Origin of the sequence: Peribacillus sp. NPDC096448 (genome assembly GCF_044762675.1) — a bacterium.
GTDB classification, from domain to species: Bacteria; Bacillota; Bacilli; order Bacillales; family DSM-1321; genus Peribacillus; species Peribacillus frigoritolerans_B.
In genome coordinates, this window is the sequence record NZ_JBIWEU010000006.1 from 115,006 (window position 1) to 139,603 (window position 24,598).

Here is a 24,598-nt window from a genome sequence, read left to right on the forward strand (position 1 = left end):
CGTATTATTTTGATTTAAGGTCACATTCCTCTAGCGGAATGATTTTCGTTTTATGTTTAATTTTATAGCCGAACCATAGGACGAAAAATAGGATCAAGCCAATGTAGGAAACGAACATTGAATTCCAATCGATCCCATCGCTGCTGAAAGCTTGATAGCCTTGTCCGATGATAATGATAATACAAAGGACAAGTGCGAATATAGGCCCGAATGGGAAGCCTTTTGCCCGGAATGGTAAAGCATTCATATCAAGGCCTTGAGCAGCGTAAGCTTTGCGGAACCGATAATGGGCAATTGCAATCCCTACCCAGGTGACGAATCCTGCCATGCCTGAAGCGTTCAATAACCAGATATAAACGACGCCATCACCGAAAAACGAAGCTAAGAATGCAACGCAGCCAACTAAAGAAGTCACGATAAGTGCATTCACGGGTACTCCTCTTTTATCTAACTTACCTAAGAACTTCGGTGCTTTCCCATCACGTGCCAAGTCCCATAGCATACGGGTTGAAGCGTACATGCCAGAGTTACCGGCAGAGAGTACGGATGATAAAATGATCGCGTTCATGATGGATGCGGCAAATGCAAGGCCGGCCCGTTCAAATACAAGCGTGAATGGACTTACGGCAACATCTTCACTCAATAAACGTGAATCGGTAAACGGAATGATCATGCCAATTACAAAAATGGCTAAGATATAGAATAAGATGATACGCCAGAAAACGGATCTGATCGCTTTTGGGATATTTTTTTCTGGATCCTCACTTTCACCAGCGGTCACTCCAAGCAATTCCGTACCTTGGAATGAAAAGCCGGCAGCCATGAATACACCTAGAATCGTGAAGAACCCTCCGTTAAAGGGACCTTCGCCCATTGTGAAATTGGAAAAACCAATTGGGTCTTTCCCACCCATGATTCCGAGAATGATCAGAACACCCGTGATCAAGAAAATGACGACTGTCACGACCTTGATCATGGCAAACCAGAATTCTGTTTCCCCGAAACCTTTAACTGACATGTAATTGATAAGAAACATAGTGATTAACGCAATGGCACTCCAGATAATTGAAGGGCTATCAGGGAACCAGAACTTCATAATTAAGACAACGGCTGCCAATTCAGCGGCAATGGTGATTGCCCAGTTATACCAGTAGTTCCAACCAATCGCAAAACCGAAAGACGGATCGACGAATTTGGATGCATAGACACGGAACGAACCGGCCACTGGCATGAACGCTGCCATTTCTGCAAGACTTGTCATTAAGTAATAAACCATGATGCCGATGATCGCGTATGCCACCAAGGCACCGCCGGGACCGGCTGAATGAATGGCACCGCCACTTGCTAAAAATAAACCTGTTCCAATCGTTCCACCTAATGAAATCATCATTAAATGACGCGCTTTCAGGCTCCTTTTCAGTTCAGTAGGGCTTGATGCTGATTGTGAATTTGACAATTGATGTTACACTCCTTTTTATTGGAAGGGAACGAAAAATAAAAAACAGCAGTCGAAAAAGATCGACGGCTGTTTATAATAAACCCGTTTATCCTTCCGAAGATAGCTCCCCACGCTTTGTGAAAAAACGTGACAGTGGTGTTCCTATTCGGTTACACCGCCAGCAAGAATATACATGGAATATACCCTAACTTCGGCAACTTATCCTTTCAAACGGAGTCTTTAATTTTCCAGAATCTCGTCCGTTTTACTTTTATAAGCTGCAGCCTCTAACTCATCGGTAAATGAGGAAGTATTCAATTTTCTAAAATCGTTGGCGTCAGCTTGTGGGTGACGTCGGACGATTATACTCATGAAATTCATGCAATCGCTAATAGATTGCTAGTAATTGAGTAAACTTTACTATATCAAAATTATAAAATAACTTCTGGGATATCGCAATGATTATTTTACGTGGTTATTTTTTCCTAGTTATGAGTGATGGCAGTAAGGAAGAATTCAAGTACTAAAATAAAGCATCCTCTTGACTAAACGGTTTTCCTTTTTATTAGTGCGTAGTCCAGTTTTACATGTTTGACCTCTTCAGGATTCTCAAATAGGTCCACTGCCATTTTCCCAATCCATTCCAGCGGTAAGGAGATGGTCGTGATGTCGAGTATTTCGCCAAGGCTATCATTATTGAAGCCGAGAATGGCCACATCTTCCGGTACCCTTATACCCGATTTCTTAGCGGTAAGAATGAAGCCCGCCGCCGTGTCATCATTCGTGATGATGATGGCATCAGGTTTATCCATCATCGAATTCCATTCCTGAAACAATTGTTCACCGTCTTTGATATGATAACTGCCTTCAAATAGCCATTCTTTATTGTTTATCAGTTGATGTTTACTCATGATATCGTTAAAGGCCTTTGTACGATGGGAACTATTTCTGCTCTTTTTACGGCCGAGGCTGTATCCGATTTTCTTATATCCTTTAGCAATCACGTACTCAAGGGCACAGGAAAAAGCGGCATAATGATCAATGCTGATGGATGAGAATTCAGCTTGGGCTGTATCTTCACATAAAATAATCGGTCCGTATTTTTGATAATCCAAGAGGATTTTCATTTCCGAAATCCTTGAACAAACGATAATGCCATCGAGCTGCTTCATTTGCAGCATATTAAAAGCCTGGATCTCTTTCTCTCTATCATAATTTGTTTGAAAGATGACGATATGACAGCCAATTGCATTTGCCTGTTTAGTGATTCCGTTAACGATTGCCCCGTAATATGGGTGATTGTTGAAGGGGATGATAATGCCGATAAGATTGGTTTTGCCTTTTGAAAGATGAATGGCGTTGATGTTTCTCGTATAATTCAAACGATCGATCGCTTCTAAGACGCTCTTTCTTTTATCGGGGCTTACATATGGATGATCATTCAATACACGAGACACTGTTGAGACAGATACACCAGCACATTGAGCTATTTCTTTAATATTTGTCATGGTATCACCGTTTTTTCTTTTTTTATATTGTACAGTATGAAACCCATTTCAGGGCAAGGGAACAGTGTGGGGCTGCTGAAGATTTCTTCAAATAAGGTCTTGTTCTGGTATTGGTTTCATCCTTTAAGATTTGTTTAAGTCTTAGAGGAGGAGGAAATCATGATGTTCCAAACTTTAATCACCCTGTTTGTGCTTTGCGGAATCGAATTGGGATTTGCGTACTTGGCAATTTCCTTGAAACAGGAAAAATAAGTGTCAAAGCCCGAATTCCGCGGCATTATGCGTGGAAACCGCGTTTACTCGTGAATTTCACGTCGTCCCTAAATAGCTCCCCTAGGTTTATATTCACCATAAAAACTCCACAATATAAATATAACTTCATCATTCGGAATGATTGACTGTCAGGGAGCTCCCTAGTGGAGCTTCCTGACAGTTTTTGCTGTGTGTATTAGTCATCCGCCTTTTTGAAATGTTTAAAAATAGTTGCACTTTTTTTGTATATTTGTGTATAGTATAAAATAAGTTGTGTAGAGGAAACTTTTTAGCATTTACGACAATGTAAAAAAATTTACACTTAGTTTTGCGCATGGCAAACTATTTTAGAAAGATGAAAAAGGGAGGGAATATGGATGGGTTTTCTAAAATCTATTGGAGGCGTGCTTGCTGCATTGCTGATTTTAACGGGGTGCGGCAATGATACGGCCGAAAGGGATAATGGCAAGCTGAATGTCGTTACAACAACGGGAATGATTGGGGATTTGGTTGAGAATATCGGCGGTAAAAATGTCGAGGTCACAAGTTTAATGGGACCGGGAGTCGACCCCCATCTATATAAAGCGACGCAGGGTGATGTGAAGACACTGGATTCGGCTGATATGATTTTTTATAACGGATTGCATCTTGAAGGGAAAATGGCGGATATATTTGAAATGATGAGCAAGGATAAACCGACGATTGCCGTAACGGAAGACTTTAAGGAGAACCAACTTAGAAAAGTGAGTGCAACGGAGCATGATCCCCACGTATGGTTTGATGTAAAGCTTTGGATCGTTGCGGCGGAGGCAGTTAAGAAAGAATTGATTGCCAAGGACCCGGACAATGAAGCAGAGTATCGTGAAAATTATGAGGAGTATGTTCTGCAATTGGAGGAACTTGATAAATATGTCCAGGAGGAAATTAATAAAGTGCCAGAAGACCAGCGGGTGCTCGTTACAGCACATGATGCTTTTGGATACTACGGGCAGTCATATGGCCTGGACGTAAGAGGGCTCCAAGGGATCAATACATTATCGGAATATGGATCAAAAGATGTGACGGATATGCGGAATTATCTTGTGGAGAACAAAATAAAAGCGATTTTCATTGAGTCAAGTGTACCGAGGAAGGCTATCGAGGCTGTCATCCAAGGAGCAGGTAAGCAGGGCCACAAAGTGGAAATCGGCGGTGAATTGTTCTCGGATGCCATGGGTGAAAGAGGGACGGAAGAAGGAACATATATCGGAATGGTCCGTCATAATACCGACACCATCGTCCATGCTTTGAAATAAGGGGGGGAAACTATGAATCAAGCAGCTTTGAAGGTCGAGAATTTAACGATTGCTTATCATAAGAAACCGGTTGTCGAAGATGTCTCATTTGAGGTGCCGGAAGGGAATTTAATCGGTATCATAGGCCCAAATGGAGCAGGGAAGTCCACTTTGATAAAGGGAATACTCGAATTGATCCCAAAAATATCGGGGCAAATCACAATAAAGGGCTCTACTTATAAAACGATGAGGAAGAGTATCGGCTATGTCCCACAGCGGGAGTCGGTGGATTGGGATTTTCCGACCAACGCACTTGATGTCGTGATGATGGGCAGATATGGTCATCTCGGATGGCTGAGGCGACCAGGGAAGTCCGAAAGGCAGAAGGGGATGGAGTGCCTGGAAAAGGTGGGGATGGCTGAATACGCTAACCGCCAGATCAGCCAGCTATCAGGTGGACAGCAGCAACGGATATTCCTGGCCCGTGCATTGGCACAGGAAGCGGATATTTATTTTATGGATGAACCGTTCGTAGGGGTGGATGCCGCAACAGAGAAAGCGATCATACAATTGCTGATGGAATTGAAGGAAAAAGGCAAAACCGTTCTGGTTGTGCACCATGACCTATCCACCGTGAAGGAATATTTCGACTGGACGATGTTATTGAATAAGAAGGTGATGAAAATAGGTCCGACAGAGGAAGTGTTCATTCCCGAATACTTACAGGCAACATATGGAGGCCGCTTAGCGATACTATCAGACACAAAGTCCGGCCTTTTATTAAAATGAGGTGTACACGATGAACATAATGGACATTATCACTGATCCAAATACAAGGTGGATATTGCTCGGCACGATGTTCCTCGGATTAAGCAGCGGGGTCATCGGCAGCTTTGCCTACCTCAGAAAGCAATCTTTGCTTGGCGACACGCTCGCACATGCAGCGTTACCCGGTATCTGTGTCGCCTTTATGTTAACTGGGGTGAAATCGACTTCCTACTTTCTGGTAGGTGCTGCCCTGGCTGGCTTAGTGGCTGTCTTCTTGATCAGTGTGCTTACGAGATACAGTAAGATCAAGCAGGATGCGGCCTTGGGAATCGTCTTATCTTCTTTCTTTGGCTTTGGAATTGTCATGCTTACGCAAATCCAGCAGAGCGAGTATGGAAACCAGAGTGGGTTGGATACCTTTTTATTCGGGCAGACGGCGTCAATGGTGATGTCCGATGTATATATGATGATGACGGTTTCCTTTATTCTCATTTTCACTTGTACCGTATTTTTTAAAGAATTCAAATTACTGTCCTTTGACCCTGGGTTTGCTAAGGGGATGGGATTGCCGGTTGTTTTTCTGGATTATTTCATCATGATGCTGATCGTGGCAGCTGTAGTGATCGGCATCCAGGCTGTAGGAGTCGTATTGATGGCATCTTTACTGATCACGCCTGCGGTATCTGCGAGGTATTGGACGGAGCGCCTGCATATCATGGTCATCCTGTCTGGCATATTCGGAATGTTGAGCGGCGTGTCTGGAACGTTGATCAGTACATCGGTCAATGATTTGCCAACAGGACCGTTAATTGTCTTATCCGCGACGGTATGGTTTTTCTTTTCCATGCTTTTTGCACCTAAACGCGGAGTGCTTTCATCTGTATGGAGAAGGGTATCGACGAAAAAGAAATATTCTCTCGAACAGGATAGAAGGAAAGGGAGCCACTCATCATGAATGATTTTTGGATTATCTTAGTCGGAGCATTAGTGGCGGGTTCTTGCAGTGTATTAGGGTGTTTTTTGATAGTCAGGAAAATGACGTTGATTGGGGATGCAATCAGCCATTCCGTTTTGCCGGGAATCGTATTGGCATTTTTAATGACCGGAACCCGTGATTCGGTTCCAATGCTGATCGGGGCGGCTGTGCTCGGCTTGCTTACCGTATTCTTGATCCAGCTTTTCCAATCGTCTGGCGTTCAATCCGACGCAGCTATCGGGATTGTATTCACCTCCCTTTTTGCAACGGGGATCGTGCTCGTGAGCTTGTACACGCAACAAATAGATTTTGACCTGGAGCATGTCCTTTATGGCGAAATAGCCTATACTCCATGGAACACGATGACAATCGCGGGAATCGAAGCTGGACCAAAAGCTGTTTGGATAGTCGGCAGTTGTTTTATCCTGAACCTTATACTGATCTTCCTTTTCTTCAAACAGTTTAAACTCGTATCTTTTGATCCATCACTTGCGGCTGCAATGGGAATTCCTGTACTGTTCTTTCATTACTTATTGATGAGCCTCATTTCACTGACGACTGTAGCTTCTTTTGATAGTGTAGGTTCCATTTTAGTGGTTGGAATGCTCATCATACCTGCGGCAACGGCATATCTGCTGTCAGACCGTTTAAGCCTCATGATATTGGTCAGTATCGGGGTCGGGGTGCTAAGTTCCATCATCGGCTACTATTCAGCCACCATTTTGGATGCCTCGATATCAGGCTGCATGGTGGGTTCGGCCGCCATATTATTCGGATTGGCCTTTCTCTTCTCCCCAAGCCATGGATTGGTCAGCCTATTGCTGAAACGGAGAAAATCAAAGGAATCACATGCATAGCTCCCCCGCCTACAGGCTTCATGGAAATGATTCCATGAAGCCTGTAAACTATCCTTCTATATAGTTGTGATTTTATTTGTTTAAAGTATAATGAATAAGTGTATTTATAGATGTATCGCAGGAGCCTTTTTAAGGGAGAGTTAAGTATGGAAGAACAAAATAAATTTTCGTCACGAATAGATTTTTCTTTGGTTACAATATTGCTGTTATTATGCGTTGGAAGTTGCCTGGCAATCTATAGTGCCCAAACGACTGGACAGTACGCTGAAAACTTCTTAATAAAACAAATTTTTTGGTATATAGTAGGAATCGGAATCGTATTAGGGTTCATCACCCTTGATTCGGATCAGTTGAAAAAAATTTCTTGGTACGCCTATGGCTTCGGATTATTTTTGCTTTTTTTGCTGATCATTATGCCGGATAGCATCGTTCCTGTCCGGAATGGTGCGAAAAGTTGGTTCATCATTCCGGGAATCGGTTCGATTCAGCCATCGGAATTCATGAAGGTTTTCCTGATCCTGGCTTTGGCGAATGTCATCTCAAACCATCATCTCAAAAACACGCTGAAAACGATTCAAACGGATATCTGGCTGCTGATTAAAATCGGTCTTGTGACTGGTGCCCCTTTATTGTTAATCATGCAACAGCCGGATTTGGGCACCTCGCTTGTCATCATGTCAATCATGCTCGGAATGATTTTCATATCAGGGGTATCATGGAAGATCCTGCTGCCGATCGTTTCGGGAGGAATTGTAGTCGCTTCAGCGGTCCTGTACTTTGTACTTTGGAAGCCGGAAATCCTGGAAAAATACCTAGGGGTGAAATCCTATCAATTCGGCCGTATTTATTCTTGGCTGGATCCATATAATTATGCCAGCTCCGAAGGGTATCACTTAACCAAATCGTTACTGGCCATCGGCTCCGGCCAGACCACAGGCAAGGGAATCGGTTCAAGGGAAGTGTATTTGCCTGAGAGTCATTCGGATTTCATTTTCAGCATCATCGGTGAAGAATTCGGCTTCATCGGATCAAGCATCATTATCTCCTTGTTTTTCCTATTGATTTACCATATAACAAAAACAGGAATGGACACGAAAAATAACTTCTATACATATATCTGTGTTGGCGTTATCAGCATGTTGACGTTCCACGTTTTTCAAAATATCGGCATGACTGTAGGCCTTTTGCCGATAACGGGGATTCCGCTTCCATTTGTCAGTTATGGAGGAAGCTCGCTAATGGGGAACATGATGGCCATGGGATTAATATTCAGCATTCGGTATCACTATAAGAAGTATATGTTTTCAACGGATATCTAAATAAAAGCCGGCCCCCGATGGGCCGGCTTTATTTGTAGCAAAAAAACAAAAGGAGTGGAATCCCCCCCTGAATGTTTGCTTATTGAATGTTCGTTCCAGATGGGAATTGATTTTTATAACCGGAAAATTGTTGATACGATTGGCCTAAGCTAGTTGCTTGCGCCTTTTCTAAACTATACCAGCCTTTTTCGAACATAAGGTTATAGAGTTCACGCTGCATCTCCTGATTTTCTTTGGAAATGGAGAAAATGTCTTGGAATAGTGCTTGGTTACTCATTTCATGCAGGGCAACGGAAAGGGAGTTACAAAAGTACTTTTCAGTTGAAAGCATATCATTTATAAAATCCCGGTCATTCATTTGCGGTGTCTTTGCCACGGGAGATTCAGGATTTTGGACTTTGTTTTCATTGGGCATCAAGAACCCTCCTTTATTGATATTGTTGTTGACCCTGATTTTGGTTTGGGTTCAAGTGTTTCAAAATGGTATCGTAATGGCGTTGATGCATCAGTCCGCACCGATTTAACGCATCAATGATTTGCGGGTCCTTACATTGTGTGGCAAAAAAATGTGCTTTTTTAACCGCATTCAGATTCCATGCAAGCATATCGGTTAAGTATAAGCTATCTTTCACCGAAACCATTTCCGGCGGCTGTTTCATAAAGCCGGTCGGCTGCTGTTGGCTATTAAACGAATTTTGCTGTTCCATCATTCTACCTCCTTAAGTGTTCTTTTAAACGAGCTTAATTTTCCCTTCATGAAATTTTTTTATTCTTGCTTCTAAATATCTGAAAAATGAATTAAATGGTAAAATAATCTTGTGCATCTATTTTCCAAAATGATTTGGAGGGGAATGCAGATGGAAAGAATCCTGAAAAATCTATTCCTTTTTTTATCAAAGAATAAAGCTATGACAAAGGCAGCGAAAAAATACGGGCTGCGGTTTGGTGCATCTCGTTTCGTGGCAGGAGAATCTTTGGATATGGTATGTGATGTGATTGCTGATCTTAACCGGAAAGGGCTTGCTGTCACCATTGATTATTTAGGTGAATTCATTGAAGATGAACAAGAAGCAGGGAAGATGGCCGATGAGTGCATCGAAGCTATCCGGATGATTGGCACTAATGAACTGGATTCACAGTTATCCCTGAAGCTGACCTCGATGGGCTTGGATGTGTCCGAACAAGTCGTAATGAATAACATGCGGAGGATCTTGGATGAAGCTAAAGCCCATCGTGTTTTCGTGACGCTTGATATGGAAGATTTTCCGCGCTGTCAGCCGACTTTGGATGTATTCAAAAACCTTAAGCCTGAATATAATGAATTGGGGACTGTCATCCAAGCTTATCTGTATCGGACTGAGAGGGATATTGAGGAGCTGGATGCATACCATCCAAATCTAAGACTTGTTAAAGGGGCTTATAAAGAACCAAGGGAAGTGGCTTTTCCCGAAAAAAAAGATGTGGATGAGAATTTCAAGAAAATCATCAAGATGCATATGCAAAATGGAAATTACACAGCCGTTGCCACACATGATGATAAAATCATTGATTATACGAGGGAATTGGTCAAAGATCAGGGCATTCCGCGGGATTCGTTTGAATTTCAAATGTTATACGGCATCCGTACTGAAAAGCAGTTTGAACTTGCTAAAGAAGGATATAAGGTAAGGGTATATGTTCCTTATGGTACGGATTGGTATGGATATTTCATGCGCCGCCTTGCGGAGAGGCCGGCCAATATTGCTTTCGTTTTAAAAGGCCTATTCAAGAAATAGGAAGCGAGAGCCGCCCCGGAAAAGGGACGGCTGCTCAGATTAAGAAGGATTATCTTTTGAACTGATTGTTCTGGCTGTTCACTTTATTGATTCCATGTTGACGTTCGGCGCCAGGACCGGCATTGCCTTTGACGCTTGCTGCGCTTACGGCTGCTTTAGAAGGATTATCTTTACGCTTCATTATATAAGTCACCTCCTGCCCGGTTATTTTTTACTGAACGGAGGATAAATAACCGAAAGAACGCGGAGAAAAAAATTTTTTTCCTGTTTAATCATTGCGGAATTTCCAAATATATTCTATATTAGTAATAAGAAAAAATATTCAAAATTTTTTTGAATTAAAAATGAATGAGCATTCATTCAATAAAATGTGTAAGGGGGATATAAACTTGGTTCGACAAATACGAAAGGCTGCTGTTCTAGGGTCAGGAGTTATGGGATCAGGGATTGCTGCACACCTTGCTAACATCGGCATTCCGACTTTATTATTGGATATTGTACCTCGTGAACTCACTGAGGATGAAAAGAAAAAGGGACTGACATTAGAGAATAAACAAGTGCGTAACCGTATCAGCCAAACTGCGATTACGAAACTTTTAAAACAGAAACCAGCTCCGCTTTCGGCTAAGGGAAACATTGCGTTGATCGAGGCAGGAAACCTGGAAGATGATATAAGTCGTTTAAAGGATGTCGATTGGATCATCGAAGTGGTCGTTGAGAAGCTTGAGGTTAAGCAAAGTGTGTTCGCCCAGGTTGATCAGCATCGTAAACCGGGAAGCATCGTTTCATCGAATACATCCGGAATTTCAATCGAAGCTATGGCAGAAGGCCGTTCGGAGGACTTTCAAAAGCACTTCCTGGGAACTCATTTCTTCAATCCGCCGCGTTATCTTAAATTGTTGGAAATCATTCCTACTAAGGCAACTTCAACAGAAGTGCTCGAATATATGAAACGCTTCGGCGAAGATGTACTTGGAAAAGGTGTTGTCGAAGCCAAGGATACCCCTAACTTCATCGCAAACCGCATTGGAACTTATGGTTTATTGGTCACTCTGCGGGAAATGCAAAAAGGCGGATACAGTGTCGGTGAGGTCGATTCGGTTACAGGTCCGTTGATTGGAAGGGCAACTAGCGCGACATTCCGGACACTTGATGTAGTTGGATTGGATACCTTTGCCCATGTTGCCAGAAACGTTTATGACCAGGTGGATGGAGAAGAAAAAGAGGTTTTCAAGATACCTGAGTTCATGAATGAGATGCTTAAGAATGGGTGGCTTGGAAGCAAGTCAGGCCAAGGATTCTTCTTGAAAAAAGGCAAGGAAATCCTTGAACTGGATCCCGAAACCCTTGAATATGCTGCACGAAAACGATTAAAAACGCCATCCATCGAAATGGCTAAACAGGCCAAGGGCTTGGAAAATAAAATGAAAGCGCTTGTTTATAGCGAAGACCGTGCCGGCCAATTACTTTGGAATGTCCTGAATCCGGCGTTAGTGTATTCTGCCCAGTTGCTTGGAGACATCGCGGACGACATCGTGGCGATCGATCAAGCGATGAAATGGGGCTTCGGATGGTCCACAGGACCTTTTGAAACCTGGGATGCGATAGGTGTAGAAAAATCGGTAGCCCGAATGGAAGCGGAAGGCATCACTGTTCCGCAATGGGTGAAGGATATGCTAGCTAAAGGCATCACGTCTTTCTATAAAGAAGAAAATGGCATGGTTCACTATTATGATAATGGTGAATATAAAGAACTTGTCGAAAATCCTAAAGTGATCAATCTTAAAGCGATCAAGAAGCAAAAAGGCGTAATCAAGAAAAACAGTGGTGCAAGCTTGATTGATATCGGCGATGGAGTGGCTCTGCTTGAATTCACTTCACCGAATAATGCAATCGGTCTGGATATCATTCAAATGATCAATGCGGCGGTCGACGAAGCGGAAGCGAATTTTAAAGGACTGGTCATCGGAAACCAAGGAAAGAATTTCTGTGTCGGCGCTAATATTGCAATGATGCTGATGGAAGCGCAGGATGACAATATTTTTGAACTCGATATGGTCATCAGCCAATTCCAACAGGCGATGCTTAAAATTAAGTACAGTGCAGTTCCTGTAGTGGTTGCCCCGTTTAATATGACACTTGGCGGGGGGGCTGAAGTGTCCCTTCCGGCAGCGCGCATCCAGGCAACGACTGAAACGTATATGGGACTAGTGGAACCTGGTGTAGGTTTGATCCCAGGCGGGGGCGGGACTAAGGAACTTTATGTGAAGACGTTGAGGAATATGCCGAAGGGTGTAGATTTCGACTTACAAAAAGTGGCCAACCAAGTATTTGAAACGGTCGCCATGGCAAAAGTTTCGACCTCCGCCGAGGAAGCGAGAGGGAATAATTTCCTCAATTCAGCTGATGGAATAAGCGTGAATGCGGATCATCAGCTATATGATGCGAAACAGGCGGTACTTTCCATGCATGAACAAGGCTATACCGCTCCAGCCCGCACAAAGATCCCTGTCGTAGGTGAAACTGGATATGCCGCACTTCTATTAGGGGCGGAATCCATGCGCCTTTCAGGATTCTTATCAGAACATGACCTTGTCATAGCCAAAGAGCTTGCATACGTCCTGGCAGGAGGAAAACTCCCATTTGGCACGGAAGTAGATGAACAGTATATCTTGAACCTAGAAAAACAGGCATTCCTAAAACTGATTTCGACTCCGAAATCCCAGGCAAGGATGCAGCACATGCTCGTTAAAGGTAAACCACTCCGTAATTGATGAATAGATGAAGATATGGCCAAAACGAGATCAATAGATCGATAGCTTAAAAATGAGTAAGGGGGATCCTCATGAAAGAAGCGGTAATAGTAGCTGGAGCTAGGACTCCGGTAGGAAGAGCGAAAAAAGGTTCTCTTGCTAGTGTACGTCCTGATGATTTAGGGGCTCTTGTCGTAAAGGAAACGTTAAAGCGTGCCGGGAATTATGAAGGCACAATAGATGACCTGATTATCGGTTGTGCAATGCCTGAAGCGGAGCAAGGATTGAACATGGCTCGTAACATTGGAGCATTGGCAGGGTTGCCTTATACAGTACCGGCCATAACGATTAATCGTTACTGTTCAAGCGGGCTGCAAAGTATCGCATATGGAGCGGAAAGGATCATGCTCGGCCAAAGTGATACAGTCATTGCAGGCGGGGCGGAATCCATGAGCCTTTTGCCAATGATGGGCCATGTAACACGTCCGAACGCGAGACTTGCGGAAACTGCACCGGAATATTATATGGGTATGGGTCACACTGCTGAAGCCGTTGCAAAAAAATACGGCATTTCCCGTGACGATCAAGATGCATTTTCTGTTAGAAGTCATCAAAAGGCGGCTAAGGCCATTGCAGAAGGAAAGTTTTCCGATGAGATCGTACCGGTTGACGTAACCCTTCGTTCAGTGGGACCAGATCTTAAGTTAAAGGAAAAATCATTTACTTTTACACAGGATGAGGGCGTTCGTCCAGGCACGACTGCCGAAGTGCTAAGAAAACTAAGACCTGCATTCTCCGTTACAGGATCCGTAACAGCAGGGAATTCATCACAGACGAGTGATGGTGCAGCCGCGGTCATGGTCATGGACGGGGAAAAGGCTTCTTCATTAGGGATGAAACCGATGGGTAAGTTCCGTTCCTTTGCTGTAGCTGGAGTACCGCCTGAAATTATGGGCATCGGGCCGATTGCAGCCATACCTAAAGCTTTGAAGCTAGCAGGTCTTGAGTTATCAGATATTGGTTTATTTGAATTGAATGAAGCCTTTGCCTCCCAATCCATCCAAATCATTCGTGAGCTCGGATTGAATGAAGAGATTGTCAATGTAAATGGCGGAGCCATCGCCTTAGGCCATCCACTAGGATGTTCGGGAGCAAAATTGACATTAAGCCTGCTTCATGAAATGAAGCGCAGAAACCAACAGTTCGGAGTCGTGACAATGTGTATCGGCGGCGGAATGGGTGCTGCCGGAGTATTTGAATTAATGGCGTAATCCCACCCCTTCCGGAAGCTGACATGCTTCCGGCGGGTTTACTATCTTAAACACATAGGAGGAAATAACATGTCCAATCAAACTACAGATAACCTCATTAAAGGCGGAGCCTTTTTAATAGAAGATATTACGTATGATCAAGTGTTTACTCCGGAAGATTATTCTGATGAGCATAAAATGATCGCCAAAACTTCCGAGGAATTCGTAGTGAATGAAATTCTGCCGCAGGTTGAACATTTAGAAAACCATGAGTTTGACCGTTCCGTTAAATTACTGAAGCATGCAGGTGAAATCGGTTTACTTGGTGCTGATGTTCCTGAGGAATATAGCGGATTGGGCCTTGATAAAATCAGTTCGGCATTGATTACGGAAAAAATGGCACTTGCAGGCGGCTTCGGAATTACGCATGGTGCACATGTAGGTATCGGATCTTTGCCGATCGTATTATTCGGGAATGAAGACCAAAAGAAAAAATACCTTCCGTTACTTGCAACGGGTGAGAAGATTGCTGCGTATGCCTTAACGGAACCAAGCTCAGGTTCAGATGCATTGGGAGCAAAAACGACAGCGAAACTGAATGCAGAAGGAACGCACTATATTTTAAATGGTGAAAAACAATGGATTACAAATGCAGGTTTTGCAGATGTATTCTGTGTATACGCGAAAATCGACGGTGAACAATTCTCAGCTTTCATTGTTGAGCGTGATTATAAAGGCGTATCAACTGGGGCTGAAGAGAAGAAAATGGGGATCAAAAGCTCATCCACACGTACTTTAATCCTCGAAGATGTTCATGTACCAGTCGAAAACCTTTTGGGTGTAGCCGGAAAAGGGCATGTCATCGCTTTCAATATCTTGAATATCGGCCGCTATAAATTAGGCGTCGGTGCTGTTGGCGGATCCAAACGCGCCCTTGAGATTACAGCTGCTTATACGAATCAACGTCAACAATTCAAAACGAAAATTTCCGATTTTAACTTGACGAAAGAAAAACTTGCAACAATGGCAGCTAAGATTTATGCAGCAGAAAGCTCTGTATATCGTACCGTTGGCCTTTATGATCAAAGACAAAGCAAATTGACGGATGAGCAAGTGAAAGATGGGAAATCAATGGCGGCTGCAATCGCTGAATATGCGATTGAATGTTCATTGAATAAATTCTTTGCTTCCGAAGTATTGGATTACGTTACGGACGAAGGCGTACAGCTTCATGGCGGTTATGGTTTCATGCAGGAGTATGAAATTGAAAAAGCATATCGCGACTCCCGTATTAACCGGATCTTTGAAGGTACGAATGAAATCAATAGATTGCTTGTCCCGGGAACTTTCTTGAAGAAAGCGCTTAAAGGGGAGTTGCCGCTACTTCAAAAAGCTCAAGGCCTGCAAGAGGAATTAATGATGATGATGCCGGAAGAACCTGGCGATGAGCCACTGGCACAAGAAAAAATGCTTGTTAGGAACGCTAAGAAAATCGGTATTTTGGCAGCTGGGCTTGCGGCACAGAAATACGGAAAAAGTCTTGATCAAGAACAAGAAATCCTCTCCAACATTGCTGATATCGCATCCCTTGCCTATGCAGCTGAATCCGTAGTATTGCGTACGGAAAAGGCAATTGCAACTACAGGTCTGGAGAAGAACAAACAAAAAGTGCTTTACACTGAAATCTTCGTTCAGGAAGCTTTCAATGAAATAGAACAGCATGCAAAGGAAACGTTAATTGCGGTGGAAACAGGGGATACTCTTCGCATCATGCTTTCCTCGCTCCGCAAGCTGACTAGACACACTCCGATCAATGTCATTGCGAAAAAACGCGAAGCTTCCGTCAAGGTAATCGAAGCGGAAAAGTATGCTCTTTAAGCAATGAGCCAGAATCCGTAAAGGGAATGCCCGCAATGGCATTCCCTTTATTTCAATTGATGAAATCGGATTGGAAATTCAAAAGACATTTCGTTGTATTGCGTGGTAAAAACGGGTATTCTATTGATAGGTGGTGAAATGATGGGCTTAACATTATATTGGTACCCAAAATGCGGTACATGCCGTAATGCGAAGAAGTGGCTGGATAATCATGAACTGCAATATGAAGCGATCCATATAGCGGATAATCCCCCTTCGCGAACTGAAATAGAACAGCTATATAAAAACAGCAATTTGGAGTTGAAGAAGTTTTTCAATACTAGCGGTCAAAAATATCGGGAGCTGGGCTTAAAGGATAAGCTGAAAGAAGCTTCTGAAGCAGAGATGCTTGATATATTGTCCACAGATGGCATGCTTCTGAAAAGGCCGATTGTTACGGATGGCACCAAAGTGACGGTAGGTTTCAAAGAAGAGCAATTCGAACAGGTTTGGAACTGAAATTTCACAAAATATTTGGTTAATTCCTTACTTAAACAAACAATCTACCTTATAATGTAATAGATAAAATAAGATGTACATATGGAGGGTTAATTATGACAACACCAAAAGAACTTCGTTACACTAAAGAACATGAATGGGTCAAAACGGAAGATGGAACAGTGCGCATTGGAATTACGGCATTCGCACAGTCCGAGCTTGGGGACATCGTATTCGTTGAGCTTCCGGAAATCGGCGATGAATTGAAAGCGAACGAACCATTTGGAAGTGTTGAATCCGTTAAGACCGTTTCTGAGCTTTATGCACCTATCAGTGGCAAGGTTGTTGAAGTAAACGAAGATTTAAGTGACAACCCTGAATATGTAAATGAGTCTCCTTATGAAAAGGCATGGATGGTCGTGCTTGAACCATCTAATGGCAGTGATATTGAAAACTTGATGAGCGCTGAAGAGTATGAGAGTTTAATCAACGGTTAATAAGAAGGAGAGGGGGGACTGAAAAGGCCTGCTCTCTTTTTCATTTTGTACAGTGGGTGAGTTGCGCACATAATTCGTGAGATGGAGTGATGACATGGAGTGGGGCGAATTCGAAAAAGTGATCATAGTAGAAGGCAGTTCCGATAGAAGAAAAGTTGCCTCCGTTTTAAATGAAGATGTGGAAATAAGATGTACGAATGGGACCATATCATTAACTAAGCTGGATGAATTAGTGGAAGAATTGATGGACCGTGATGTTTATCTCCTTTTTGACGCAGATGAATCAGGAGAAAAGCTGCGGAAGCAGTTCCGAAGGGAAATGCCGGAAGCGAACCACCTGTATATCAATAAAATGTACAAAGAAGTGGAAAGCTCACCCGAACATCATATCGCAACTGTGCTCCTATCTGCCAATATGAATGTGAAAATGAAATTTTTAAGTCAAAGGGTGAACGACTAATTGATGCAGGAATGGAAAGAAGAAGAGTGTAAGCTTGCTGTTGAAAGTGGGGAAACCTTTTGCTTATATTTATATACGCCTTTATGCGGCACCTGTCAGGTGGCATCCAAGATGCTGACGATAGCCTTGGAGCTTTTCCCGGAATTGAAGGCAGGCAAAATGAATATGAACTATGTCCAAGCAATTGCCGAATCATATGAAATCGAAAGTGTTCCTTGCTTATTGCTTTTCAAAGAAGGACAGCTGCACAAAAAAATATATGCCTTTCAATCCGTTCCTTATTTGTACGGATTGCTTAAGGAAATCAGCTAGGAAACCAATCAGATCCGTGGTTGGTTTCTTTGTTGCGTACATTTGAATGCAAGTTGAAAATAAACAAAGAATATTCTAACAATTCATTGACTGATTTATTCTAAAATGCTATATTTTGAATTAAGTAAAGTAACGGCAGAATTTAATAGTTCTTATCAAGAGTGGCGGAGGGACTGGCCCGACGAAGCCCGGCAACCGGTATAAATTTTATATACGGTGCTAATTCCAGCAGAGTGTTGGCTCTGGTAGATGAGGTGTGTTCTTGAAACCTCTTCTTATTGAAGTGGTTTTTTTGTTTATAAAAGGCCAGATTTCATAAAATTCCAATTAAATCCATAAAAAAGAGGAGAATTAATATGTCAGGGAAAAAGTTGCGTTTCGAAACATTGAGTGTTCATGGCGGTCTGCAAGCTGATGAAACAGGTGCCCGTGCAGTTCCTATCTACCAAAGCAATGCATACTTGTTCAAAGACACCGACCATGCAGCGAATTTATTTGGCCTAAAGGAGAATGGATATATATATACACGGCTTCATAATCCCACGGTCAGCGTTTTTGAGGAAAGAATGGCCTTACTGGAAGGCGGTATCGGCGGATTGGCAACGGCAAGCGGGATGGCGGCCATCTCACTTTCAATCCTGAATATTGCCGCTTCAGGGGATGAGATTGTTTCAGCCTCTACCTTATATGGCGGTACGTATAACCTTTTTGAAAATACTCTTCCTAAATATGGGATAAAAGTGAAATTCGTTTCTCCAGATGACCCTGAAAATTTCAAAAGGGCGATTACGCCAAGAACTAAAGCCATTTTTGCTGAAACGATCGGAAATCCAAGTTTGAGGGTGCTTGATATTGAAGCGGTAGCGGAAATCGCCCATGAAGCCGGCATACCTTTAATCATTGATAATACCTTCGCGACACCGTATCTTTGCAGACCAATTGATTTTGGAGCGGATATCGTCATCCATTCCGCTACAAAATGGCTTCTTGGAAATGGAACGACGCTAGGCGGTGTCATCGTGGATGGAGGGGAATTCGATTGGAACTCGCCAAACTACCCTGGCTTCACGGAGCCTGACCCAAGTTACGACAATCTGGTATACGCCGAGGCAGTTGGACCTGCCGCATTCATAACGAAAGCCCGAGTCCAGTTACTCCGTGATTTGGGCCCTGCGCTAAGTGCCCAAAGTGCATTCCAGTTTACGCTTGGACTTGAAACGCTCCATGTTAGGATGAAAGAGCATCTATCAAACACCAAGTCTGTCATTAAATATTTAAAAAACCATCCTGCCGTGACTTGGGTTTCACATCCCGGTGATGAGGATCATCCCGATAAAGCCCTTGCGGATAAATATTTGCCAAAGGGAGCTGGATCTGTCGTCACATTTGGGATACAAGGTAATCGCGAAGCTGGGGCAAAACTTATCAATTCGGTGGAATTATGGTCCCATGTGGCGAATGTAGGGGATGCGAAGAGCTTGATCATCCACCCAGCCAGTACGACCCATCAACAATTGAATGAGGCAGGTCTTGCAAAAGCGGGTGTGCGTGCCGACCAAGTCCGTTTATCCATTGGGATTGAAAATGTAGAGGATTTAATAGAAGATTTGGAGCAGGCAATTGAAAAGGCGACGAATATCGTCTCCTTGACTTCCAAGACGGTTTAAGCAAAGTTCCTGTTCATTGTTGTACTAGAAATAATATACATTGCGCTCCTTTTTTATCTATGATAAAATTTCACCATACTAAAGAACTTAATGTTGTACAAATATTCTATATATTAGCTCTTATCAAGAGAGGTGGAGGGATGTGCCCGATGAAACCCGGCAACCGACAAGGAGATTTCCTTGGAAAGGTGCCAATTCACACAAAGTTTAATCACTTTGGAAGATGAGAGGAAGGCCTGTTTCTTCACCTGCCTTTCTGCTCATGCAGAAAGGTTTTTTCTATTTTTATGGGGAAAACCTTTGCATGATATGAGAAACAGACTAATAATGTAGAGAAATCAACTAAGTTCATAGGTTTTATTGGATAAAAGAGGTGAGGATTAATGATTACATTGACGAAAGTCAGTAAGCTTTTCCGAACAGGAAAAGGAAACAGTGAGACGATCAAGGCTGTAAATAATGTGAATGTTGAAATAAATAAAGGCGAGATTTTCGGTATCATCGGTTACAGTGGAGCGGGGAAAAGTACTTTGATCAGAATGCTCAATGGATTGGAAACACCGACAGAGGGATCCGTTGTGGTGGCTGAGAAGGAAATTTCAAAAATTAAAGGGGCTCAGCTCCGTAAGGCCCGTCAAGAAATCAGCATGATTTTCCAACATTTCAATCTATTATGGTCAAGGACCGTTCAGGAAAATATTTCTTTCCCATTGGAAATTGCAGGAGTTTCTAAAACTGAACGAACCAAGCGTGTGAACGAATTGATCAAGTTAGTCGGACTGGAAGGCAGGGAAAAGGCCTATCCTTCACAATTAAGCGGGGGGCAAAAGCAAAGGGTGGGAATTGCCAGGGCTCTGGCAAATGACCCTAAAGTGCTGCTTTGTGATGAAGCGACTTCTGCCTTGGATCCGCAGACTACCGACTCCATACTGGAATTGCTTGTTGACATCAATCAGCGCCTGGGATTGACGATCGTCTTGATAACACATGAAATGCATGTGATTCGTAAAATCTGCCATCGCGTCGCCGTGATGGAAAGCGGGCAAGTTGTTGAACAGGGACCTGTCCTGGATGTTTTCAAGAATCCTAAAGAACAAATGACGAAGCGTTTCGTGCAACAGGTAACGGAACCAGAAGAAACGAAAGAAACGATGGACCATTTGCTCGAACGCTATCCTGCAGGCAAAGTGATTCAATTGACCTTTGTAGGCGATCATGCAGAAAGCCCATTGATCACCAAGCTTGTACGTAACTTCGAGTTGGATGTCAATATCGTTCAAGGTAAGATATCCCAAACAAGAAGCGGTTCATATGGAACATTGTTTATCCATTTAGATGGCAAAGAGGATGAAATGCTCCGCGCAATCGAATTCATTAAAGCACAGCAGGTAGGCGTGGAGGTGATTACTCATGCTTGAAGAATTATTGCCGAATGTTGATTGGGAAGACATTATTGAAGCTACGAGGGAAACGCTTTACATGACAAGCGTCTCTGTAGTGGCAACCTTTTTTATAGGCATAATATTAGGATTGATCCTTTTCCTGACAGGGAAGGGTAATATGTGGGAAAACCGGGCTGTCAACGGGATCATGAGTGCTGTCGTCAATATATTCCGTTCCATTCCATTTCTTATTTTGATCGTGCTGCTCATTCCTTTCACTAAAGCGCTTGTCGGTTCCATGATCGGACAGAACGCTGCACTGCCCGCACTTATTATCGGTGCGGCCCCATTTTATGCGCGTATGGTTGAAATCGGCCTTCGTGAAATCGATAAAGGTGTAATTGAAGCCGCTAAATCGATGGGGGCAAAAACGAGCACGATCATTTGGAAGGTCCTGCTTCCAGAGTCGATGCCTGCCATTATTTCCGGGATTACGGTAACATCGATTGCATTGGTTGGATATACCGCAATGGCCGGGGTCATCGGTGCAGGCGGGCTTGGTAATCTAGCCTATTTGGAGGGTTATCAAAGAAATCAAAATGACGTTACGCTTGTAGCGACGATCGTTATTCTAATTATCGTCTTCATAATTCAAATTATTGGAGATGTGATTACATCTAAATTGGACAAAAGATAAAGGGAGATGAATAGGATGAAAAAGTTTTTAGGATTTGCATTAATTTTAGTGTTATCCATCGCTTTGGCTGCTTGTGGAAGTGAAAAGGATAAAAGCGGCAGCAATACGGAAAAAGAATCGAAGAAAATAGTTGTAGGGGCATCCAATGTTCCGCATGCTGAAATCCTTGAGGAAGCTAAGCCGCTTCTTAAAGAAAAAGGAATCGAATTGGAAATCGAAACGTTCCAGGACTATGTTTTACCGAATAAGGCGTTGAATGATAAGGAATTGGATGCTAACTACTTTCAGCACATTCCTTACTTAGAGTCGCAAATTAAAGAAAATGGATATGATTTCGTCAATGCTGGCGGAATCCATATCGAGCCGATTGCTCTATATTCACAAAAATATAAAAGCATTGATAAACTTCCGGAAGGCGCAACAATTATTATGAGCAGCTCTGTTGCTGATCATGGACGCGCTTTATCCCTTTTGGAAAAGAATGGCCTGATCACTTTGAAAGAAGGCATCGATAAAACGACGGCTACAACTAAAGACATCGTTGAAAATAAGAAAAACCTTAAATTCGATGCCGATTATGAAGCGGCCCTGCTTCCTAAAATTTATGAGAGCGGCGAAGGCGATGCAGTCTTGATCAATTCCAACTATGCAATTGACGCCGGTTTGAATCCGCTTGAAGATTCGATTGCGATTGAAGATTCGGAATCACCATATGTGAATGTCATTGCCGTAAACAAAGGTGACGAAAATAAAGAAGCGATAAAAGCGCTTGTAGAAGTATTGCATTCTAAAGACATCCAAGATTTCATTCTTAAAGAATACAAAGGTGCAGTTGTACCGGCGGATAAATAATTCAAGAATGGCGACCTGATTTAATTCAGGCCACAGTTTTGTAAGGGAAAAAGGTTTCGGAATGGTCTCATTCCGAAACCTTTTTGATTTTTTATTGGATTTGAAGCAGTTAAAGCGTTTGTACTCTCGATAGCCCTCTTTATTTGTTGTTGAGTGCCGATGGGCAGAGATAACAACCTAAACGCTCATATTCCACATAGCCATGGTTGCGGAAGAATCTTTCTTTTGTTCGAGGACGTTTATAGAGTAAAGCTGGTGTTTTGTTAGTTGCATCTGTGTCAACAGCTTCAGGTTTTCCAACTTTCTTAATCATTTGTTCAACCAAAGGCTCTTAAGAAAACGAGTATCATGAGTATTTCCGGGTATTACTATCGTCCCAACACAAATCCGTTACGGTCTGCTGCCGCATAAATGAATAGGCAAGCTGGTTTGTTCGTTCAGCTTCCAAACATGGAGAAGTGAGGCACTTTATCATGGAAACCTTAGGTGAAAGTGATTATATCTGATTGTTTAGTCTTAGTGGATTGGAACGGAGGGTACGAGACTCCTGCGGGAAAAGCGCCGAGGGCGGACCGCCCCCGGAAACCGAGTGCCTGAAGTGGAAAGTAACGTTCAAATTTTGAAAACCTAAAAACCTAAAAAACTGTAGACAAACTCATTAATCATCCAGTTTGTTTACAGCCTGCGGCCTAATTTAATTCGTTTCATGTTTAACAGAAAAAGTAAAGGGTATAGAGATAATGAAGATAATGAAATGATACGTAAATTTGAAAGGATGGTTCACTATCAATACTCTGGATTTAAATGTAACAAGCGAAATGGAAAAGGCGATGCAGTCTTCACATGGGATTGGCTACAGTGAGTACAGTAGAAACTTAGACCTCCGTATCGAGGTTGAGAAAGAACGGGATAGGGAACATGTAAAGTGCAACAAAATGGTCCAGGACCTACAACGCAAAATTCACGGCTAAGCATATAAAAGAGTTCTTTAAAAGATCGGTCTGTAGAGGTAAAATGGAAAGTGGTCCATAAAATAAGGGGTTTCCTTATTGGATGAACTTACATAATACCTGACAGTCCGATTTTTTTCTTTTTAAAGCGGAACGTTCATACCTTGCAATCGAATTCTTTGAACATATAATAATAAGGACAAGGATTTGCCGAATAATAAGATAATTTTAACAAAAGCTAAAATAAGTATGAATATGCAGTAAACAGGCCATATCTGTTAGTATTGTAAGAATAGGGGCAGGTTTTTAATATGGCCGAAGTGGAAACCCCTATCTATTTAGTTGATTCCAAATTGGATTTGTTATAAAATTGGAATGAGAATAAAGTGAGAATGCTTTTACGTAAATTAATGAAAGTAATCTTTACTTTCTGGTAATAAAATTGGAATTAGTTCACGGAGGTATTATTATGTCAGCTTCTACATTAACGGTTAAAGATCTTCACGTATCAATTGAAGGCAAAGAGATTTTAAAAGGGGTAAACCTTGAAGTTAAAGGTGGAGAAATCCATGCGATCATGGGACCAAATGGAACTGGTAAATCCACTTTATCATCAGCGATCATGGGTCACCCTAAATATGAAGTAACTAGCGGAAGCATCACATTCGATGGTGAAGATGTATTGGAAATGGAAGTAGACGAGCGCGCTCGTGTCGGTCTATTCCTAGCTATGCAATATCCAAGTGAAATCAGCGGTGTTACAAATGCAGACTTCTTACGTTCTTCCATTAACGCACGCCGTGAAGAAGGCGACGAAATTTCATTGATGAAATTCATCCGTCAAATGGACCAAAAAATGGAATTCCTTGAAATGGATGAAGATATGGCGCAACGCTATTTGAATGAAGGTTTCTCAGGCGGAGAGAAAAAGCGCAACGAGATTCTTCAATTAATGATGATCCAACCTAAAATTGCAATCTTGGATGAGATTGATTCAGGTCTAGATATCGATGCACTTAAAGTCGTTTCAAAAGGAATCAACGAAATGCGCGGAGAAGACTTTGGATGCTTGATCATCACTCACTACCAACGTCTATTAAATTATATCACTCCTGATTTTGTACATGTAATGATGCAAGGTCGTGTCGTGAAATCAGGCGGTCCTGAACTTGCTGCCCGCTTGGAAGCGGAAGGTTATGACTGGATTAAACAAGAATTGGGCATTGAAGACGAAACTGTTGGCGAAGAAGCGTAAG

At 42.6% G+C, this 24,598-nt stretch carries 25 protein-coding genes and 3 riboswitches; of the genes, 19 read left to right on the forward strand and 6 right to left on the reverse strand.

Annotated elements, in window-relative coordinates:
* Positions 1–4 precede the first annotated feature (4 nt).
* Both ACIQ0C_RS12305 and ACIQ0C_RS12310 read right to left on the reverse strand, forming a co-directional pair.
* A complete protein-coding gene (locus ACIQ0C_RS12305; RefSeq protein WP_403060229.1) occupies positions 5–1,456 on the reverse strand; it encodes an amino acid permease in 1,452 nt (483 codons plus the stop codon).
* A gap of 95 nt (positions 1,457–1,551) precedes the next feature.
* Positions 1,552–1,736: riboswitch (Lysine riboswitch) on the reverse strand.
* A gap of 247 nt (positions 1,737–1,983) precedes the next feature.
* Positions 1,984–2,946: a LacI family DNA-binding transcriptional regulator gene (locus ACIQ0C_RS12310; RefSeq protein ID WP_403060231.1), complete on the reverse strand. Its 963-nt coding sequence runs from the start codon at positions 2,944–2,946 to the stop codon at positions 1,984–1,986.
* Positions 2,947–3,575: 629 nt separating this feature from the next.
* On the opposite strand from ACIQ0C_RS12310, the gene ACIQ0C_RS12315 reads away from it, so the two are divergent.
* From ACIQ0C_RS12315 to ACIQ0C_RS12335, 5 genes are all read left to right on the forward strand, one after another.
* Entirely contained in the window at positions 3,576–4,493 is a 918-nt protein-coding gene (locus ACIQ0C_RS12315; RefSeq protein ID WP_403060234.1) for a metal ABC transporter solute-binding protein, Zn/Mn family, read from the forward strand.
* Positions 4,494–4,505: 12 nt separating this feature from the next.
* Positions 4,506–5,261 carry a metal ABC transporter ATP-binding protein gene (locus tag ACIQ0C_RS12320; protein WP_402836037.1) on the forward strand — a complete coding sequence of 252 codons (756 nt, stop codon included), beginning with the start codon at positions 4,506–4,508 and terminating at the stop codon, positions 5,259–5,261.
* 10 nt (positions 5,262–5,271) lie between these two features.
* Positions 5,272–6,195, forward strand: coding sequence for a metal ABC transporter permease (locus ACIQ0C_RS12325; RefSeq protein ID WP_402836039.1), 924 nt, complete (start codon positions 5,272–5,274; stop codon positions 6,193–6,195).
* Positions 6,192–7,073: a metal ABC transporter permease gene (locus ACIQ0C_RS12330; protein WP_403060237.1), complete on the forward strand. Its 882-nt coding sequence runs from the start codon at positions 6,192–6,194 to the stop codon at positions 7,071–7,073. The genes ACIQ0C_RS12325 and ACIQ0C_RS12330 overlap by 4 nt, the downstream gene beginning before the upstream one ends.
* Positions 7,074–7,219: 146 nt before the next feature.
* Entirely contained in the window at positions 7,220–8,392 is a 1,173-nt protein-coding gene (locus tag ACIQ0C_RS12335; protein ID WP_402836043.1) for an FtsW/RodA/SpoVE family cell cycle protein, read from the forward strand.
* A gap of 79 nt (positions 8,393–8,471) precedes the next feature.
* Here the strand turns inward: ACIQ0C_RS12335 and ACIQ0C_RS12340 are convergent, their stop codons facing one another.
* Entirely contained in the window at positions 8,472–8,807 is a 336-nt protein-coding gene (locus ACIQ0C_RS12340) for a spore coat protein (protein ID WP_241592696.1), read from the reverse strand.
* Positions 8,808–8,820: 13 nt separating this feature from the next.
* Positions 8,821–9,102 (reverse strand): hypothetical protein, encoded by a 282-nt coding sequence (locus ACIQ0C_RS12345; RefSeq protein WP_402836046.1) that lies wholly within the window; start codon positions 9,100–9,102, stop codon positions 8,821–8,823.
* Positions 9,103–9,249: 147 nt separating this feature from the next.
* Between ACIQ0C_RS12345 and ACIQ0C_RS12350 the strand changes: the two genes are divergently transcribed.
* Positions 9,250–10,167: a proline dehydrogenase family protein gene (locus tag ACIQ0C_RS12350; RefSeq protein ID WP_403060239.1), complete on the forward strand. Its 918-nt coding sequence runs from the start codon at positions 9,250–9,252 to the stop codon at positions 10,165–10,167.
* 49 nt (positions 10,168–10,216) lie between these two features.
* Here the strand turns inward: ACIQ0C_RS12350 and ACIQ0C_RS12355 are convergent, their stop codons facing one another.
* Positions 10,217–10,351: a YuzL family protein gene (locus ACIQ0C_RS12355; RefSeq protein WP_072273724.1), complete on the reverse strand. Its 135-nt coding sequence runs from the start codon at positions 10,349–10,351 to the stop codon at positions 10,217–10,219.
* A 205-nt stretch (positions 10,352–10,556) separates the two neighbouring features.
* On the opposite strand from ACIQ0C_RS12355, the gene ACIQ0C_RS12360 reads away from it, so the two are divergent.
* The 11 genes from ACIQ0C_RS12360 (at position 10,557) to ACIQ0C_RS12410 (ending at position 22,392) form a co-directional block, all read left to right on the forward strand.
* Positions 10,557–12,941, forward strand: a complete 2,385-nt coding sequence (locus ACIQ0C_RS12360) for a 3-hydroxyacyl-CoA dehydrogenase/enoyl-CoA hydratase family protein (protein ID WP_403060242.1) — start codon at positions 10,557–10,559, stop codon at positions 12,939–12,941.
* 71 nt (positions 12,942–13,012) lie between these two features.
* Entirely contained in the window at positions 13,013–14,191 is a 1,179-nt protein-coding gene (locus ACIQ0C_RS12365) for an acetyl-CoA C-acetyltransferase (RefSeq protein WP_402836052.1), read from the forward strand.
* Positions 14,192–14,260: 69 nt separating this feature from the next.
* Positions 14,261–16,048, forward strand: a complete 1,788-nt coding sequence (locus ACIQ0C_RS12370) for an acyl-CoA dehydrogenase family protein (protein ID WP_403060245.1) — start codon at positions 14,261–14,263, stop codon at positions 16,046–16,048.
* 141 nt (positions 16,049–16,189) lie between these two features.
* The gene (locus ACIQ0C_RS12375; RefSeq protein ID WP_034310119.1) at positions 16,190–16,546 is read left to right on the forward strand and encodes an arsenate reductase family protein; all 357 of its coding nucleotides are present in this window, start codon (positions 16,190–16,192) and stop codon (positions 16,544–16,546) included.
* A 95-nt stretch (positions 16,547–16,641) separates the two neighbouring features.
* Positions 16,642–17,022 (forward strand): glycine cleavage system protein GcvH, encoded by a 381-nt coding sequence (gene gcvH / locus ACIQ0C_RS12380; RefSeq protein ID WP_402836056.1) that lies wholly within the window; start codon positions 16,642–16,644, stop codon positions 17,020–17,022.
* A gap of 94 nt (positions 17,023–17,116) precedes the next feature.
* Positions 17,117–17,482 (forward strand): toprim domain-containing protein, encoded by a 366-nt coding sequence (locus tag ACIQ0C_RS12385; RefSeq protein WP_403060248.1) that lies wholly within the window; start codon positions 17,117–17,119, stop codon positions 17,480–17,482.
* Between the two features lie 3 nt (positions 17,483–17,485).
* The gene (locus tag ACIQ0C_RS12390) at positions 17,486–17,794 is read left to right on the forward strand and encodes a thioredoxin family protein (RefSeq protein ID WP_402836352.1); all 309 of its coding nucleotides are present in this window, start codon (positions 17,486–17,488) and stop codon (positions 17,792–17,794) included.
* A gap of 149 nt (positions 17,795–17,943) precedes the next feature.
* Positions 17,944–18,050, forward strand: a riboswitch (SAM riboswitch).
* Positions 18,051–18,150: 100 nt separating this feature from the next.
* A complete protein-coding gene (locus ACIQ0C_RS12395) occupies positions 18,151–19,461 on the forward strand; it encodes an O-acetylhomoserine aminocarboxypropyltransferase/cysteine synthase family protein (RefSeq protein WP_403060251.1) in 1,311 nt (436 codons plus the stop codon).
* Between the two features lie 117 nt (positions 19,462–19,578).
* A riboswitch (SAM riboswitch) is annotated at positions 19,579–19,691 on the forward strand.
* Positions 19,692–19,844: 153 nt separating this feature from the next.
* Positions 19,845–20,879 (forward strand): methionine ABC transporter ATP-binding protein, encoded by a 1,035-nt coding sequence (locus tag ACIQ0C_RS12400; protein ID WP_252278957.1) that lies wholly within the window; start codon positions 19,845–19,847, stop codon positions 20,877–20,879.
* Positions 20,872–21,540 carry a methionine ABC transporter permease gene (locus ACIQ0C_RS12405; RefSeq protein WP_403060254.1) on the forward strand — a complete coding sequence of 223 codons (669 nt, stop codon included), beginning with the start codon at positions 20,872–20,874 and terminating at the stop codon, positions 21,538–21,540. Before ACIQ0C_RS12400 ends, ACIQ0C_RS12405 begins: the two co-directional genes overlap by 8 nt.
* A 15-nt stretch (positions 21,541–21,555) precedes the next feature.
* Positions 21,556–22,392 (forward strand): MetQ/NlpA family ABC transporter substrate-binding protein, encoded by an 837-nt coding sequence (locus ACIQ0C_RS12410; RefSeq protein ID WP_403060257.1) that lies wholly within the window; start codon positions 21,556–21,558, stop codon positions 22,390–22,392.
* A gap of 139 nt (positions 22,393–22,531) precedes the next feature.
* Here ACIQ0C_RS12410 and ACIQ0C_RS12415 read toward each other — a convergent pair whose 3' ends face one another.
* Positions 22,532–22,705 (reverse strand): hypothetical protein, encoded by a 174-nt coding sequence (locus ACIQ0C_RS12415; RefSeq protein WP_403060260.1) that lies wholly within the window; start codon positions 22,703–22,705, stop codon positions 22,532–22,534.
* Between the two features lie 517 nt (positions 22,706–23,222).
* Between ACIQ0C_RS12415 and ACIQ0C_RS27260 the strand changes: the two genes are divergently transcribed.
* Complete coding sequence (locus ACIQ0C_RS27260; RefSeq protein ID WP_472673127.1) at positions 23,223–23,363, forward strand: YuzK family famiily protein; 141 nt, start codon at positions 23,223–23,225, stop codon at positions 23,361–23,363.
* A 448-nt stretch (positions 23,364–23,811) separates the two neighbouring features.
* A complete protein-coding gene (gene sufC, locus ACIQ0C_RS12420) occupies positions 23,812–24,597 on the forward strand; it encodes a Fe-S cluster assembly ATPase SufC (RefSeq protein ID WP_034310141.1) in 786 nt (261 codons plus the stop codon).
* Position 24,598 lies beyond the last annotated feature (1 nt).